The organism is Maribacter sp. MJ134 (assembly GCF_003970695.1).
In the GTDB taxonomy this organism is placed as follows: Bacteria; Bacteroidota; Bacteroidia; order Flavobacteriales; family Flavobacteriaceae; genus Maribacter.
This window is the reverse complement of the sequence record NZ_CP034570.1, coordinates 1,544,789-1,561,865: the sequence shown is the minus strand read 5'-3', so window position 1 is coordinate 1,561,865 and position 17,077 is coordinate 1,544,789. Positions and strand designations below refer to the sequence as shown.

The 17,077-nt window shown below is 38.6% G+C and carries 11 protein-coding genes; 2 read left to right on the top strand and 9 right to left on the bottom strand.

The features are described 5' to 3' along the window. The first annotated feature begins 137 nt into the window (after positions 1 to 137). Positions 138 to 857 (top strand): dienelactone hydrolase family protein, encoded by a 720-nt coding sequence (locus EJ994_RS06765; RefSeq protein ID WP_126591774.1) that lies wholly within the window; start codon positions 138 to 140, stop codon positions 855 to 857. Positions 858 to 906: 49 nt separating this feature from the next. Here the strand turns inward: EJ994_RS06765 and EJ994_RS06760 are convergent, their stop codons facing one another. The 7 genes from EJ994_RS06760 to EJ994_RS06730 form a co-directional block, all read right to left on the bottom strand. Then, a complete protein-coding gene (locus tag EJ994_RS06760) occupies positions 907 to 2,436 on the bottom strand; it encodes an FG-GAP-like repeat-containing protein (RefSeq protein WP_126591773.1) in 1,530 nt (509 codons plus the stop codon). A 67-nt stretch (positions 2,437 to 2,503) separates the two neighbouring features. Next, complete coding sequence (locus EJ994_RS06755; RefSeq protein ID WP_126591772.1) at positions 2,504 to 5,842, bottom strand: VCBS repeat-containing protein; 3,339 nt, start codon at positions 5,840 to 5,842, stop codon at positions 2,504 to 2,506. Between the two features lie 219 nt (positions 5,843 to 6,061). Further along, positions 6,062 to 7,792, bottom strand: a complete 1,731-nt coding sequence (locus EJ994_RS06750) for a RagB/SusD family nutrient uptake outer membrane protein (RefSeq protein WP_126591771.1) — start codon at positions 7,790 to 7,792, stop codon at positions 6,062 to 6,064. 4 nt (positions 7,793 to 7,796) lie between these two features. Beyond that, positions 7,797 to 11,039: a SusC/RagA family TonB-linked outer membrane protein gene (locus EJ994_RS06745; RefSeq protein WP_241240874.1), complete on the bottom strand. Its 3,243-nt coding sequence runs from the start codon at positions 11,037 to 11,039 to the stop codon at positions 7,797 to 7,799. A 413-nt stretch (positions 11,040 to 11,452) separates the two neighbouring features. Then, positions 11,453 to 12,640 carry a THUMP-like domain-containing protein gene (locus EJ994_RS06740; RefSeq protein ID WP_126591770.1) on the bottom strand — a complete coding sequence of 396 codons (1,188 nt, stop codon included), beginning with the start codon at positions 12,638 to 12,640 and terminating at the stop codon, positions 11,453 to 11,455. Positions 12,641 to 12,647: 7 nt separating this feature from the next. Then, complete coding sequence (locus tag EJ994_RS06735) at positions 12,648 to 13,748, bottom strand: AI-2E family transporter (RefSeq protein ID WP_126591769.1); 1,101 nt, start codon at positions 13,746 to 13,748, stop codon at positions 12,648 to 12,650. 3 nt (positions 13,749 to 13,751) lie between these two features. After that, on the bottom strand, positions 13,752 to 14,360 hold the full coding sequence (locus tag EJ994_RS06730) for a DUF4159 domain-containing protein (protein WP_410504170.1): 609 nt from the start codon (positions 14,358 to 14,360) through the stop codon (positions 13,752 to 13,754). 157 nt (positions 14,361 to 14,517) lie between these two features. Between EJ994_RS06730 and EJ994_RS06725 the strand changes: the two genes are divergently transcribed. Next, entirely contained in the window at positions 14,518 to 15,297 is a 780-nt protein-coding gene (locus EJ994_RS06725; protein WP_126591767.1) for a DUF1223 domain-containing protein, read from the top strand. Here the strand turns inward: EJ994_RS06725 and EJ994_RS06720 are convergent. Both EJ994_RS06720 and tsaD read right to left on the bottom strand, forming a co-directional pair. Further along, on the bottom strand, positions 15,294 to 16,004 hold the full coding sequence (locus tag EJ994_RS06720) for a 16S rRNA (uracil(1498)-N(3))-methyltransferase (protein ID WP_126591766.1): 711 nt from the start codon (positions 16,002 to 16,004) through the stop codon (positions 15,294 to 15,296). The two genes, EJ994_RS06725 and EJ994_RS06720, sit on opposite strands and share 4 nt — an antisense overlap. A 15-nt stretch (positions 16,005 to 16,019) precedes the next feature. Then, positions 16,020 to 17,045, bottom strand: coding sequence for a tRNA (adenosine(37)-N6)-threonylcarbamoyltransferase complex transferase subunit TsaD (gene tsaD, locus EJ994_RS06715; RefSeq protein ID WP_126591765.1), 1,026 nt, complete (start codon positions 17,043 to 17,045; stop codon positions 16,020 to 16,022). Positions 17,046 to 17,077: the final 32 nt, after the last annotated feature.

Genomic DNA, 17,077 nt, shown 5'->3' with positions numbered 1-17,077 from the left:
TCCTTTTTTTGTGCATTTTCGGGAATGAAAAAGACACCCAAGCTTTATGAAATGGCTATTTGTTTATTCTACATAGAAAGGAGAAAGAACCAACGGATTTCTTTATATTGGAGCCATTAATAAATTTAAATTCATTAATGGATTTTTTAAGGTATATTTTAATCGTGCTGATAGTAACCAGCTGCGCTTCCCAAGTTAAACCAAATTTAGTGGATGACGAGATGGAAACTACCATCAAGGAAAACCTGAGTTATTATTTATATTATCCTGAAGATTATCTGGAAGAACCCGATAGGGAATACCCAATTCTTCTTTTCTTGCATGGCGGTGGAGAATCTGGAGATAGTTTGGTCACCATTAAAAGAAACGGACCTCCTAAGCTTATTGTGCAAGGAAAAAAATTCCCTTTTTTAATCTTAGCTCCACAAAATCCGTATCAAAAAAAATGGTGGAATACTAGGGCGGTAAAACAGCTTTTGGACACTGTTGTCACCAATAATAGAGTGGACAAGAGAAGAATATATTTAACCGGTTTAAGTAGGGGAGGTGGCGCCGCTTGGGAACTTGCTGTGCAGTACCCGGAGACTTTTGCGGCAATGGCCGTAGTTTGTGGTATGACGCCTGTGCCTTATGCTTCTTGGATAAATAAAGATATGCCCATCTGGGTATTTCACGGTGAAGAAGATAAATCCATTCCTGTCACGGAATCTGAAACAATGGTTAGCAGACTTAAAGAAATGGGATATGACATTCGGTTCACTAAGTATCCCGGGATAGGTCATAATTCATGGGTCAAAGCTTATAACACTGAAGAATTGTATGATTGGTTTGTAGCGCAGAAGTTACCGGGAAATTGAATTTATAGTCAATTTAAGCCTTCTTTACAGGAAACAATGGACTAAAGAATCAATTCTGATATAAATTATTTTTCAATATCATGATATCCGTATCGCTATTGTCCCAAATATCTGCTAAGTATTCGGGAACCGGAGTAAAGCCGTATGTAAAAGCACTTAGTATAATATCTTCATCTCCGTCTTGATCAACATCCCCAGAATCTAACAGTAACCATCGCCCTAAATTGGCATCCTCGAAAGTGAAATCTTGAAAACGAAATTTTTCTGTATCCAAATTTTCCAAATAAACAAAGCTGGATTTAGGTTTATGCTCGTAATCAGGAAAAGTAGCTAATAAAGCTATATCTAAATCGCCATCCTCATCAAAATCATTGGTGACTAATCTGGTAGCTCCGTTCAGTGGATAGAAAAAATGTTCCTCAAATTTATTTTCCCCGTTGTTTAGATGTATTCGTAATCCATGATAAGGTTTTTGGATATAGCTTTTATCTCCGTTGTCTCCGTGAACGGTTAGTATATCGTCGTCACCGTCACTGTCAAAATCCACAAGCTCAAACCAACTTGAACCATATACAGGATTAAATTGTATAACGGTTTCGGGGGTAAATGTAAGATTGTCTTTTTGATAAAGTATGGTTATATTCTCTCTTCCCTGAGAACTGAGTACCACCAAATCCAACTTATTATCGCCATTCATATCCCTTGCTATGGTTCGTGTAGTTCCAGGAACACCCAAGAGTATCTCTTTTTTATAATTTAAGCTATCCTGTTTTACAAAAAGGGATAGCGCTCCGGTCAAATGTCCGAATTCACATATCACTATTTCATCGCGTCCATCTCCATTAAGATCCTCTACTAAAGTATGCACGGGCCTATGTAAGGTAAAAGGTAGCCGATGATTTGTATTTATGTTTGATATCTCAAGGTAGCCTCTAGCTATTTCCGAAGGATTTAGATAGCCTACACTGGTGGTATAGGAAAATTCCTTTTTTTCAACATAGGAGGTTATCGCTTTCTCTGTTTGAAACGTTTGACTTACGCTATCAGACTGAGCGCTTAGTTTATTAACCGTTCCATTCAAATCCGCAGTAATAATGCTCTTATTACTCTTGTTGAACTCTAGAAAGGTGACGAGGGTTCCTTTTCTATTATCCAAGTTTACCTGTTTAGTTTGAAACTGTGCAAGCTCCTTAGGGGCCTTGGTTTTATTACTGATTAAGGAATCTGGGGCCATGGAAAGGATGTAGCTCTTAAGATTATCCCAATCCTCCATGGAAATTATAGGTTTGGCGGGATAAACGCCCGATTTCATTCTAGCTTCTTGCTCTTTAAAGGTAAGATTTAAATACGGATTATTTCCCTCGTAGATAACGCCCATTCTCGCCGCCATTTCTGGCAGGACACCTTCCTCCCATACATTTTTGGGTAAGTCTGCTATATTCGGTAATACATGACAACTAGCACAATGGGTTGTATATAGTTTGGCTGCCCTTTTTTCCTCATTAGGAGCGCACGAACCAAAAAGAATAAGAAATAGAAAACAATATGAATATATGTTTTCTGAAAAAATAAACCCCATTGTTCTTGATGCTTTTAGAATTGGTAATTTTTTAAAACTGATATTTACTTTCAATATATCGTAAAGCCTATTTTTTCTGAAAAACGAGGAGCTTATTTCTATTCTGAGTGGCTATGATATACGGTTTGCCCCCCCTTGCACTCTTGACTAAAGCAATGTTCTTGGCGTCTCCCGGAACTAGAAAACCACTATCCTTGCTTTCTATTGCCTCAAAACCTCCTTTATTATCACCCCTTAAAAATAGTCCGTTATGGGCATCGTATCGCCCTACAAAGGTTTCATTGCCATAGTCGTTTCCAACCAACAACATATCCAAATACCCATCGGAATCATAATCTGAAATTGCTATGTCGTTTACGGGACCCACTTGTGCTTGCCAAGGTAAGCTTTGGTAGGAGAAATTGCCCTCGCCTAAATTTTCTATATAGATGCTCTTATCGTAATTGCCCGTTAGCGTAAGTGCTCCATCTAGTTCCTCCTTCGAAAGTAAAGTTTGCAGATTGGCTTTTGAATAATTTTTGTAAGAATTGAATCTTGAACGGAAAAGCGTGCTTTGTCCGTAAAGGTCGCCCCAAAAATGTACAGGAAAAGATTCATAGATATTGTCATTAAAATCTCTACGATTATGAGCAAATAGTATGGGGTCTATATTGCCATTGTTATCAAAATCTTTAGCAATGAGATGAACAGGTCGTTCTTTTGACGGTTGGTATTGATTATTGGATCCCATGTTACCAACAACAAAATCTATGTCGCCGTCGTTATCAAAATCTGCACCCTCAATAACTTCCCACCAACCCGATAATTCTTCTAAGCCAGTATTCTCTAGCTTTTTAAGGCCGGTTTTCTCGTTTTGGAATATGGTAATTGGCATAAATTCACCTATTACGATTAAATCCTCTAACCCATCTTCGGTAACATCTTTCCAAACTGCATCGGTAATCATACCTAGTTCTTTAAACTCAGGGGCCACTGTTTCGGTTACGTCTGTCAGTTTTCCATTATTGTTTTTAAGTAGATAGCTTTTTTCTGGCAAGGGGTATTTCGCAAAGGGTGTACGACCTCCAACGAAAAGATCCGTGTAACCATCTTTGTCAAAGTCCATGGCTTTAACAACCGAACCACTCCCTTTTATTCTAGGGTGCAAATTAGGTGCCACTTTAAAACTTCCTTTACCATCGTTTATCAGCAGGATATCCGTATAAAAGTCATTATCCTTGACCATAAATTCGTTGCTTCCCGAAACTAAATATAAATCGAGGTCACCATCGTTTTCTAGATCAAACAGCGCCATTCCTTCCTGCTCATACTTTAAAAGGTTTTCCTCTCTAAATAGGGGTTTCTCATTAAATTCCCCATTTTTATTTTGAAAGAATATGCTTGGCGAATACCCAGCGGAACTACCAACAATGAAATCTTCCATGCCATCGTTGTTCAAGTCTCCGTTGACAATCGTTGGACCGTTTTGGGTAAGTTTATGTGGCAGTATGCGTTGAACGCTATAATCTACGATATCTTCTTCTTGGTGTAAAAAGTCAACTCCGACCGTATTCGAAACCTCAGTAAAGTAGGGCTCTACTTTTTTAGGAACTAACGGAAATTTTAATAGTTCTGGCGAAATAGAACCAGATGAGGCGTAATCTATTTTAATAAATGAATTCTTTTCTAGGTCATTTAATTTTTGATATTTTCCATCGGGCCATACTACTTCTATAACTGTCGGTTCCTTTTTGTTGCCAAGTCCTAAATGAATACCACCTTCAATGGTGGACATATAACCTCTACCTAAATAATGCTCTTGATACATGAATGTGCCGTCATTAAACCAAACCACTATTTTCGTTCCAATTCCCGAAGGATTTTTTTCTGGACCATATAAAGAGATTCTTAAAAAGTTATTTTTATTCTCCTTGACTTCATTGCTGTTGTTCCTGAAAACAAATGCCTTATCATTTATATTATTGACGATGTAGTCCAAATCACCATCATTATCCAAGTCTACTACGGCCGCTCCGTTAGAAAATGATGGGATGTCTAGTCCCCAATCTTCACTAACATCTTTAAATTTAGGCTTGCCAGTGTTCTGGTAAGCATAGTTAGGTATTTTTATCTGTGGTATGGAATCTAGGATTTGACTTTCATTTAAGTATCGACTTACATTAAACTTAAAATCCCCAAAATCTAAATCCGTAATATCTCGAGGAAATCCGTTGGTTATCAAAAGATCTCTGTAGCCATCATTGTCCATGTCGGCAAATAGGGGAGACCAGCTCCAATCTGTTCTTGCAATCCCGGCCATGAGACCTATTTCACTGAAAGGAACATCAGGACCATTTCCCTTCTGTAACATATTACGAGTGTATTGGTATTCGTAGCCAAATTTGTCATTAAATATATAGTTGGCGTATTTGGTATTGGGAATCGTAGTTTTTGTTCTTTGGTTTGTTTCTCCTAGCATATCCAAGGTGATAATATCTACATAACCATCGTTATTAAAATCAGAGATGTCGTTCCCCATAGAGAACTTGCTTTGGTGCTTTATTTTAGTACTGATTTTATTGGAGAACGTTCCGTTTTTATTGTTGATGTAGAGTAGGTCATTACTCAAGTAATCGTTACTTACATAAATGTCTGGCCAGCCATCATAGTTTATATCGGCTATTGCCAAGCCAAGTCCATAACCCTCTATCAGAATACCAGCCTCTTTACTTACATCCGTAAAAGTACCATCCCCATTATTTCTATACAGCCGATCATTGCTATCTGCCGTACCGTCGGTTATTTTTTTACGGTAGTTGGCCGGAAGCAAATGTATATCAACGTTATTAAGGACGTAGAGGTCTAAAAGCCCGTCTTTATCATAATCGAAAAAAGTTGCTCCCATACTATTTGCGCTACCAGCAATTCCATATGTCTCGGCCATTTCCTTGAAAATGGGTACGCCATCCTTATCCAAACCTTGGTTGACGAAAAGTAGGTTTTTACGCTCTTCGTCGGAAGGAAGCATGGCAGAGCACACATATATATCCAAAAAGCCGTCCAAATTAATATCTGTAACGGCGATACCTGTATTCCAGCTAGCTTCTGCCTGGATATTTGCTTTTTTCGATATATTTTTAAAGGAGAAGTCTCCTTCGTTTAAATAAAGTTGATTTGCTACCTGGTTGCCACTAAAAAATATATCTGGCTTACCGTCATTATTGAAATCGCCAATTCCTACACCGCCCCCATTAAAAATATACTCGCTATTGAGGATATTGAAACTGTCCGTTTCTATGATGTTGTTGTTAAATTGAATATTGGTGTCATTTGAGGAAATCCTTGTAAATAATTTCTTTTCCTCTTGGTTGCAGGAAAGAATTACCAGTATGAATAAGAATAGAAAACCTAGATGTATTTTTCGCATAGCGATATGTATCATATTTAAGATAAAATCGTGATTGAAGTTCGGTATCCTTAGCGGATAATTGACGTATAAATGTATGTTAAACGCAGTTAAAAGAAAAATATATGGCAGGTATAATAGCCGTGATAATGTACTTAAGTAGGAATGCTATAAAAAAGGACAGAGCGTTATCATAACGCTCTGTCCAAGTAATTTTGAAATTTAATGAACTACTTCAATTTAATACCCCGGGTTCTGGGTAAGTACGCCTTGACTTAAATCAATAGCATCTACCGGAATTGGAATTAAATCAAATGTGGCTTGGTACGGTAATACCTTTGGACCAAAGTTTTCGATAACTCTGGTTTCATTGGTGTAATACTGCGGCAATACGGTAGTGGTAACGCCCCACCTTCTTAAATCAAAAAGTCTATGGCCTTCCATACCCAATTCTATTCTGCGCTCGTATCGCACTGCCTGTCTTGCAAACTCCGCATCTGGAAAAGAAGGATAAAGACCTACCACATAGTTGGCAGCAGGACCACTTCCGTCTACAGCTTGTACCACGGAGGTATTAGCGGCTCTATTTCTAACTTGGTTGACATAATTTAAAGCCGTAGCTAAATCACCGGTCTCAACCGCAGCTTCTGCTGCCATTAGAAGTACATCGGCATAGCGCATGATGTTATAGTTGATTCCAGAACGTTCTTGTCCCCAGTCTCCTTGACCGCGGCTTACACCTACTTCGCTTTCTTGATACACGCTCTTTTTTGGAAGGTAAGGACCGGAGATGTCAGCTATAGGAGCTGCGCGTATCCATTCTTTTCCGACATGTACGCCAAAACCATTATAGTCTATCCCCCGTCTTCCTACCGTATAGTCCAATCTTGGGTCTACAGGAGTCGTGGTATCAGGGTCAAAAGCTTCGTCTGACTGAATGTTATAGTCATTTTTGAAAACAGGTATGTCCGTTGTGCCCAAGAATGGTAAACCATCAGCATCAACTTGAAAGGCGTTGGCCAAATCAATAGTCGGCTGATAAAAACCACAACAAGAACCGAAAGGACCACCACCTGGAAAGTTCAGTGTACTTCCAATATTTCCATTGAAAGAAAAACCATCATCAGCTGCGAACTGAATAGCGAATACAGATTCTGGACCGTTTTCGCCGGCAGAAGTAAAATTATCCAAGAATTCGGGAGCTAAAGCAAACTCACCACTATTGATTACCTCGTTAAGAAGTGTCAGTGCAGGACCAAAATCCTGTTGGTATAACAAAGCCTTTCCCAAGAAAGCTTTAGCAACTACGGCTGTTGGTCTTCCTGCATCTGGCTGATCTGCCCTTGTAGCAGGTAAATTATCAATTGCGAATTGAAAATCTGACTCGATTTGATCCCATGCCGGACCAGTATTGGGCTGATTAAACGCCAACTCTTGAAAATTTTCTACTGAAATAATGGAAACATTTCCATATATTTTAGTCAATTCAAAATAATAATGGCCTCTTAAAAATCGGGCTTCACCCTCTTGTTGTGCTAGTTTGGTCACATCCGCTTCCAGCAAGGTGCTCGTGTCGATGTTCTGTATTACATTAAGCGCAGCATTTGCTCTATTCACCCCTGCATACAAGGCGGCAAATTTAGATCTAAAGTACCCATTTCCAGTTCTGATGTCGTTGGTCTCCATTTGAAACAACTCTTCTTGATCCGCATCGTTACTTCCTTTGTGTGCATCGTCAGACATTACATCTGTCCACCAATTATCGCCACTTACGCCAAATTGATTTCCAGGGCTATTATTTCTTTGCCCATCCAATACGGAATAAGCTCCGGTAAGCAATAAATCTACACCGGTGGTGTTTGCCAAGGCATCATCACTTAGTGCACCCACTGCTGGGGTCTCTGAAAAGTCATCACCGCAGGAATATAATCCTATAAAGGCGGCAAGGACATAAATAAATTTCTTTTTCATTTTTTTACAATTTTAAATTAACTCCAAATAAGAATATTCTAGACAAAGGAAAGGTATTATTATCAACACCAATAGTTAAACCATTATTAACGTTACCTGGACGTATCTCTGGATCTAGCCCATTATAGCCCGTAATCGTAAATAGGTTCGTGGCGTTTATATATAACCTAACGTTGTCTATTCCCCACTTATCGGTTAAAGTATTTGGAAAGCTGTAACCAATAGAGAGGTTTTTTAAACGTACAAAAGAACCATCTTCTACAAAGAAGGAGTTCGGATTCGTCTCACTGTTCAAAACAGCAAAGCTTAAGGCTGGTGCGTTACCATTGGGGTTAGTCGTTGGATTAAAAGAATCTAACACTCTCGTACTTCTGCTTCCGTCAGGGAAGGTTCCAAAATCGGTATAGATTCTGTCAAAGTTGTAGATATCATTTCCTACTTGACCAGAGAAAAATGCGCTAAAGTCCCAATTTTTATAATTCGCATTTAAGTTAAGACCTAAAGTGAAATCTGGGTGCGGATTTCCGATAAAATCCCTGTCGTCATCGTTGATAACGTTGTCCCCATTTAAATCACGGTACCTTAAACGACCCACACCGGCCAAATCATTTGGAAAGCCCTGGTCTGGCCCTGCAGCTACTTCCGCTTCTGAACGGTAAATACCATCTACGACCCTACCAAAGAAAGATGCCAATGGCTGACCTACTTGCGTTCTGTTAAAAACACCCGTTCTAAAACCATTTCCTAACTGAAATTCACTTGCCAGTTCCGTAACTTCATTTTTATAAGTAGATATATTCAATGCAGCACCGTAGCTGAAATCATCATTTGCCTGATTTTGGTAAGCAATACTGAAATCTACACCAGTGTTTTCAACCGAACCTAAATTTACAAAAGGAGGGTTGGCATCAATAGCCGTATCTCCAATAACCGTAAAATCTTGTGCAATGAGGTCATTAGTGGTCAGTTTAAAATATTCAACTGACATGGTCAAGGCATTATCAAAAAAGCCCATTTCTGCACCAATATTTAAGGTTTCACTCGTTTCCCAGGTCAAATCAGGATTACCTACCTGAGAAAGAATAGCACCAGTTGCTGCTGTCCCGGTTCCATTAAAAGCAAAGTTTGCCTGCTGATTGTTCAGCGAAGAAATATTCTGTGTAGGATTGCTTACAGGTAATTCTTGATTACCTAATGCACCCCAAGAAAATTTAAACTTTAATCTATTCATAATACCATCCTCTGGGAAGAAGCCTTCGTTACTCATGATCCAACCGGCACTGAAGGCTGGAAAAACACCGCTTTGATTATCTCCTAAGAAACGTGAAGATCTATCTCTACGAACCGTAGCAGTAACTAGGTATTTGTTATCATAAGAGTAATTGGCAGAACCAAATATCGAAGATAAGGTGTTTTCAAAATCGAAAGTTTCACCAGGATTGACAATTGGCGCACCAGACGCGTTACTTAATTGATAAAAATCCGGTGTCTCAAACAAGAAGCCCGTTGCGGATACCTCTAAGGATTTACCGGTAACACTGTTAGCTTCATACCCTAACAAGGCATTAACATTGTGCTTGCCAAAAGTTTTGACATAGTTCAAGGTGTTTGTCCACGTCCAGTTATAGAATTGAGCGTTACGTTCCCTTAAACTATTCGTAGCTCTTGGTTCCGCAGATTCCGGGTCAGTAGCTCTAAAATCGCGAAGATTGTTAAGGCTAATATCTCCACCGATAACAGTTTTTAGATTAAGACCGTCTGCCAATTCTAGGTTAGCGTAAACATCCCCTAAAATACGGGTCTGCTTGTTGAAATCGTCCGCATCCCTATTTAATATTGCCACCGGATTTTCCGCATTGGAAAGACCTCTTGCATTATTGTAAGTTCCTGCAAATCTTCCTTCACTATCTCTGATCGGAACAAGTGGACTTATACGAAGGGCCAATTCGGTAACATTACCTACTCTCTGGTTACTAAAGGATAAATTGGCATGCTCACCTACGGTAAGGCGATCACCGATTTTGTACTCGGAGTTAAAACGAAGTTGTGCCCTCTTAAAGCCAGTATTTAATTGAATACCGTCCCTATTAATGTAACCCGCACTAAAAGAATATTTACCGCTTTCGTTACCGTTTGATATGGTAGCACTAAAATTTTGTGCCGGTGCAACCCTAAAAATTTCCTCTAACCATCTTGTGCCGCCAGGTCTTACAACGGCAGTAACTGCTTCACCAGTACCTTGAAGGCTAACCCCTAATAATTGCGATGGTACTGTTGGAGCACCTCCATTAGGGAAATATTGCGGATGTGTAATGGCGTTCACATCACCACCTGTTCTAATGGCATCATTTAATTTACTCTCAAAGATAACATCTCCCAATTGTTGTGCATTTACTTGGTCAGGAAGGTTTGCTACCGTAGCAAATCCCGAAGAAAATTCAACGTTTACAGATAGTTTATTCTGATTGTAAGCTCCGTTTTTGGTAGTCACAATGATTACACCGTTAGAAGCTCTTGCACCATAAATAGACGCTGCACCATCTTTTAAAACGTTCATCTGTGCGATATCCGCAGGGTTTATGTTATTCAAAATACCAGGGTCAGTGGTCTGTAACCCATCAATTATATAAAGCGGGTTATTGTTGTTCGGCGTACCAAAACCTCTTATACGTACTACTGGATTTCCACCCGGCGTACCTGCGTTGGTAATGGTTACCCCAGTTACCCTACCTTCTAAGGCCTCCGCTACGTTAACAAGTGGTTGCTTTGTAGCTTCCGAAATGTCTACCGACGCTACGGAACCTGTTAAGTCACCTCTAGTTTGAGTAGAATAACCCGTTACAATAACCTCGTCTAATGCAGCCGCATCTTCTGAAAGAGTCGCGTTCACTACGCTATTACCGTTAACTGCAATTTCTTGACTTTTAAAACCAATATAGCTGAATATCAATGTGGCATCACCATTTACGTCCAAGGTGAAATTACCATCAAAGTCAGTTTGAGTACCATTAGTGGTACCTTTTACTACTACACTAGCACCAGGCAATGGGGAGCCTGTGTCATCAGTAACCGTTCCAGTGACCGTTGACTGCATTTTGACGTCAAGTGTTTCGTTCAGAAAAATAGTTCCTTCATTTGCCTGTGCTATTTGAGCACCTAGACAAATAAGCATCGATAAAAGACCCATCTTGAGAGGAAATCCTCTTCTTCGGGATTTTACCGATTTGTAATCATGTTCTTGATTCATAATCTTTTGTTGTTTGTTAGTTTAAAAATAAAATTTTAAAATTTTGCCATTTTTTCCTCATCTGTTGACCACTCAGATGTGTTAAAAAAAACAAAATTTAGCATAATTATAATACAATTAAGTGAAAATAGTGACAACTTCAACTGATTTTTTATAATGGAGGCATATAGATAATATCTTAAATTTTTAATGGATTACCACTGTAGTGCCTATAAAATATAAGTTTCTGTTATTTCGTAAGGAGAATATTGTCATTTCGACAATTTACTTTTTTTAACAATTGCCGGATAAAATGTTATCGATTTATGGCCTCAAGGGTGTCTCTATAACGTTTGAGTAAGCCCTACTATAACGTTATAGAACGCTTTGATTTTTTTGAAATTTTATGTTAATTTTTTACTGCTTCATCCGCTTTAGAAAGAAGCCGTTTTAATGCAGCATATTACAATAAGCCCTTCATTTACATCTTTAGTAAAAAATAGGTATTTCTCCCCACCATCCTTTATTTTCAATCTTTTTCTTATTTCCGAAACGGATTCAGGGAAATTTCTAGCGGTAATATTGGCTTTTGTAGAACGAAGTATCTTTAGTTCAGTTTTATTATAGGGCAAGACTTTAAGTATCTTAAAGCTTCTTCCTGGAAAATCTTCTAAACTTTTAGAGGTATATAAATGAGTATGTTGGCTAATCTTATTGATGTTAAAACGATTACCGATTAATTTGTAGGCGCCTGATTTCAGTATGGCTGCATTAGGTTCGTATAAATAGTTTAAGGGTGAAGAAAAATAAGCTAACGCATCTTTCTCTTCCTGCTCCTTAAATATGAAGGTATCGCTCTTATTTTTTCTTAAGTTGACGGCTCTGATCACAGGTTGGCCCGAAAAGCCTTTTTCTAACTCCCAGATGACTTCTTTAACCTCATTATCCAATGCTACCACGTGAATTGCATTTACACAACTAAGTTGATTTAGCCCCGCCTTAATATCCAACAATGGTCCGGTCTTTATGAGGATATTATTGGATTTGGTGAAAAGAAATTCTAAATGTTCGGTGACGTCCGGTTCGCAATCGGAGAGGAAAAATACTTTTTCCTTGGATTCATTGCGTCTTGAAGGGTCTAGATAAATGAAGTCAAAAACGAGATTAGTCTTTTTTAAAAAATTTAGACCATTTTCAGGTATCGACTTAATATTGGTTGCATTTAGTACCTTGAAATTATACGTGGCAATTTGAGAAAGCTCCGTATTTTTCTCTAAATGCCAAACCTGGTTCATTTTTTTGCTAAATGCATAACTATCTACCCCGAAACCTGCGGTTAAATCTAAAAGAGTTCTACCCTTTACAATATTCGCCTTGTAGGTTGCCGTAGCTTCAGAAGAAGTCTGTGATAGGTTCAACTTGTTGGCGTAGTAGATTCCTTTCTTGTGAAACCAAGAAGGCAGCTTCTTGGCGATTCTAGATTTTGCTTCAATTTGCACCGCTATTTCTTGCGATGTACAGCCTGGGAAGGGCGACTTCTTGAGAACTATTTTGGTGACATCGTCATAAAGATGATCCTCTATATAGTCTTGTACTTCGGGTTTAAGTAAGTTTAAATTCACTCTAACGCTATAAATTCCTTGTAAGAGATTTAACTATTTTATTATCCGATAAAAACTCCTTTAAAATGACCTTAATTGCCGTGTAACCAGGAACGGCAACTATCATTCCTACCACACCAAAGAGAAGTCCGGCAATGATAATCACTAAGAATATTTCCAACGGATGTGATTTAACACTATTGGAGAAAATTAAAGGCTGAGAGAAAAAGTTATCCACTAACTGACCAATGACTAGCCCTATGAGTACATAGCCTGTTTTCGGAAGGATTATAGTACTGAAATCCGAACCAAGATTGCTGGTCATGGTCAACATAATCATGATGACCCCTCCAATAATTGGCCCTATATACGGGATGACATTAAATAAGGCGCATAGGAAAGCGATTACTATTGCATTTTCAATACCTACAATCAAGAGGACTATGGTGTAGATAACGAACAAAATGAATATCTGAAGGAGAAGACCCAGAAAATATCTGGAAAGTAAATTGTTTATTTTATCTATTGAATTGATAGTACCTCCTTCTTTTGTTTTTGGAACAAAAGTTAAAAGTCCATTCTGAAAAAGTTTACTGTCCTTAAGAAAAAAGAAAGAAATAAATAAAACGGAAAATAGACCAATACTCGCTGTTCCTAAAACATCTAAAAACGAGTTCAAAAAATCTGGTATAAACCCCAGGTCTAGTCCCTCCAGGATATTTTTCTCAATTTTCGCATCTTCAATAACATCTTCCACCACCTCAGAAGATAGCCCCAAATACTGGGTTATTTGGTCATACAATTTATTGATGCTGTCCTGAAGTTCGTCTATATTTAGAAGTGATAAATTCTTGCCCTGTTCGGAAATCAGAGGTATGAACAAGGCCACAATACTCGCTAAAATTCCTACCATAATAAGCATGGCCAGGACAACGGCCAAAATGTTCGGGAATTTTAGTTTTCTTCTCAAGAATATAACAATAGGTCTTCCTATCAAAGCAATCACTACGGCTATTGCCAAATATGCTATTACGGAGCGAATGATATAGAGGAAGTATAAAAGAAGTAAAACCCCAGTGATAATCCCGACTGCTTTTAATATGCCATTGGCAATAATCTTCGATGTCATAGTTTAACTTTTAAAAACATAGGAAATTATGTTCGCTCCCATCTTCAGCGCATTAGCTCTAACTTCTTCGGAATCGTTATGTACAGCTGGATCTTCCCAGCCATCACCCAGGTCTGACTCAACCGTAAGTAAGAGCACCAATCTATTATTATGAAAAATACCTAACGCTTGCGGTCTATTACCGTCGTGCTCATGAATTTTGGGAAGCCCTTGATTGAATTTAAATTCTTGAGAAAATAGGGGATGGTCGGCTCCCAATTCCTCCAAAGACTTGCTCGGAAATAATCTAGCGATTTCCCTTATTACGTAAGGCTTCATTCCGTAGTTGTCATCTATGTGAAGAAAGCCGCCTCCTAAAAGATACTGTCTAAGGTTTTCAATTTCAACATCGGTAAATACTACGTTGCCATGTCCTGTCATGTGTAACAGTGGGTATTGAAAAATGAGACTATTGTTTGCTTCTACAGTTCCAGGTTTTTCATTTATCTGTGTACCGATATTGGCATTACAAAACTTAATTAGATTTGGTAATGCCGTAGGGTTGGCGTACCAGTCTCCACCGCCGGGATATTTTAAAATTGCAATATCCTGAGCATTCGTTGTCGAATTCATAAATAAAAGCCAAAAAATGCAAATGGCTGTAAGGTGTTTCATGTCCGTTCGAATAATCCTTTATCAAATTTACATATAATCACTTTGAAACAAATCAAAAGTACGGTTGATAATTGGACCAGTGCTTTAAAATAGTTCAAGTTTTAAATATTCAGTTATGAGAAAATTAATACTTCCGGTCATATTCAGTTTAGTCCTTGTGCTAATGGCGTTTAAAGAGTACAATACAGAAAAAACGGCTACTCTTACGAAGGAATGGAAAAGTTCTGAAGCGGCCAACGGTCTTGTGGTCTTAGAACTTTTTACCTCTCAGGGATGCTCTAGTTGTCCGCCAGCTGATGCATTTCTGCACGATGTTCAAAATTTATATCCGGACAATGTGCTGGCGCTCTCCTATCACGTAGATTATTGGAACTACATCGGCTGGGAAGACCCTTTTAGCTCAAGTGATTATACGCAAAAACAGCGCAATTATAATATCAAGTTTAGAAGTAGAAGTAATTATACACCGCAATTGGTCATTAATGGTAAGGAACATCTCGTAGGGTCTCATAAAACGAAAATCATTAATAAAATAGATTCGTATAAGAACCTAGAGCAAATAAATCCGATCAGTTTTCAAGGGAAAAGGGTAGATGATAAATTTGTTTTTAGTTACGAAGTTGAGGGTAATTTGAAGGATAAGGAATTACGACTTGTTACGGTTTTGAATGAACGTATTACTCAGGTAAAAAGGGGTGAGAATAGAAATAGAAGTCTAAAAAACGCGAACATAGTGGTAGGCGAGAAGACAATTCCCTTAACAGCTGAAAATGGAGAAGGTGCTGTCTTGATTCCAGATATGGTTACAAGTAAAGATAAAGTTTCTGTCTTTCTACTGGTACAGGACCATAATCTTGATATTACGGGAGGAGCTAAGTTAGCCCTTGGCAATTAGCCATTGTTAATCATGGCTATGGTAGCGCATGCTACGATGCCGGCCGTTTCTGTTCGCAACCTATTTCTACCCATGGAAACGGGTAGAAATCCATTCGTAGTGGCTTGTTTGATTTCTTGGGAGCTAAAATCGCCTTCAGGCCCAATTAAGATGGTTACCGGTTTGTCTGGCGCCACCCTTCTTTTAAGTTCATACTTTTCTACATCATCTTCGCAATGTGCAACAAACAGTAAGCCTTCTTTAGGTCGTTCTAAAAATGCTTTAAGGGAAACGGGTTCGTTAACTTTGGGCAAATAGGATTGAAAAGACTGTTTCATAGCAGCTTGCACCACCTTCTTTAAGCGTTCTGTTTTCACTGTTTTTCTTTCGGACCTTTCGCAGATTATGGGTGTTATTTCATTTACGCCAATTTCAGTAGCCTTTTCTAAAAACCATTCAAATCTCTCGTTTGTTTTTGTTGGAGCAACTGCCATATGTAGCCAATATCTTCTTGGAATGGTATGTGATACCTTGGTTATGGTAACGGTGCACTTTTTAACATGGTCATCGGTTATAGTTGCCTCAAAAATAGCGCCCTTTCCATTGGTGATCTGCAATTGGTCACCACGTTTTCTTCTAAGCACTTTAATGATGTGCTTACTCTCCAAGGCATCAAATTCAAAACTTGTGGTGGTTTTGGTCAATTCGGCGTTGAAAAACAATTGCATAATTTCTTATTTTAATTAGATAATATATCTGGCTTTCGCAGTAATATGCTGTGCTGAAAAATCCTTGTTCAAAAACTTTAAATACCCTACGATTCCTATCATACCCGCGTTGTCCGTGCAGTATTCAAATTTAGGACTATAGGTTACCCACCCTAAATTCTCCTCTGCTTCTTGTAAGGCCCTTCTAATTCCAGAATTAGCGGATACCCCGCCACCTATGGCAACTTGCTTTATACCCGTTAGCTTCACCGCTTTTTTAAGTTTACTCATCAATATTTTTACTATGGTATACTGTATGGAGGCACAAATGTCCGTTAGATTTTCTTTGATAAAATTGGGGTCCTCTTTCGTTTTCTTTTGAATGAAATACAGGATGCTTGTTTTTAGTCCGCTAAAACTAAAATTTACACCATCCACTTTTGGTTGGGGAAACTCGAAACGCAAAGGATTTCCCTTAGAAGCGTACTTGTCTATTAAGGGTCCTCCTGGATAGGGTAATCCTAAGATTTTCGCACTCTTATCAAAGGCTTCTCCAACGGCGTCGTCCAATGTTTGACCAAGAATTTCCATTTTAAAATAGTCCTCTACCTTGACTATTTGGGTATGCCCTCCACTAATGGTCAATGCCAAAAATGGAAAACTGGGTGCAGCCATGTGTTCTTCCTTAATAAAATGCGCCAAAATATGGGCTTGCATGTGATTTACCTCTATTAATGGGATATTCAGACCTAATGCTAGAGATTTCGCAAAAGAGGTCCCGACCAAAAGTGAACCCATTAGACCCGGGCCTCTTGTAAATGCTATGGCTGATAACTGTTTTTTATCGATATTTGCCTTAGCCAAAGCTTGATTTACTACGGGAACTATATTTTGTTGGTGTGCACGAGACGCGAGCTCCGGAACCACACCTCCATATTCCTCATGTATTTTCTGATTGGCAACCACGTTACTTAGCACAATATTGTTCTGAAGTACTGCAGCCGAAGTGTCGTCACAAGAAGATTCTATGGCGAGGATATAAATATTTTTGCTTTCTAGCATTTTTGGAATAAAAATTGGATGATAAAGGTAAA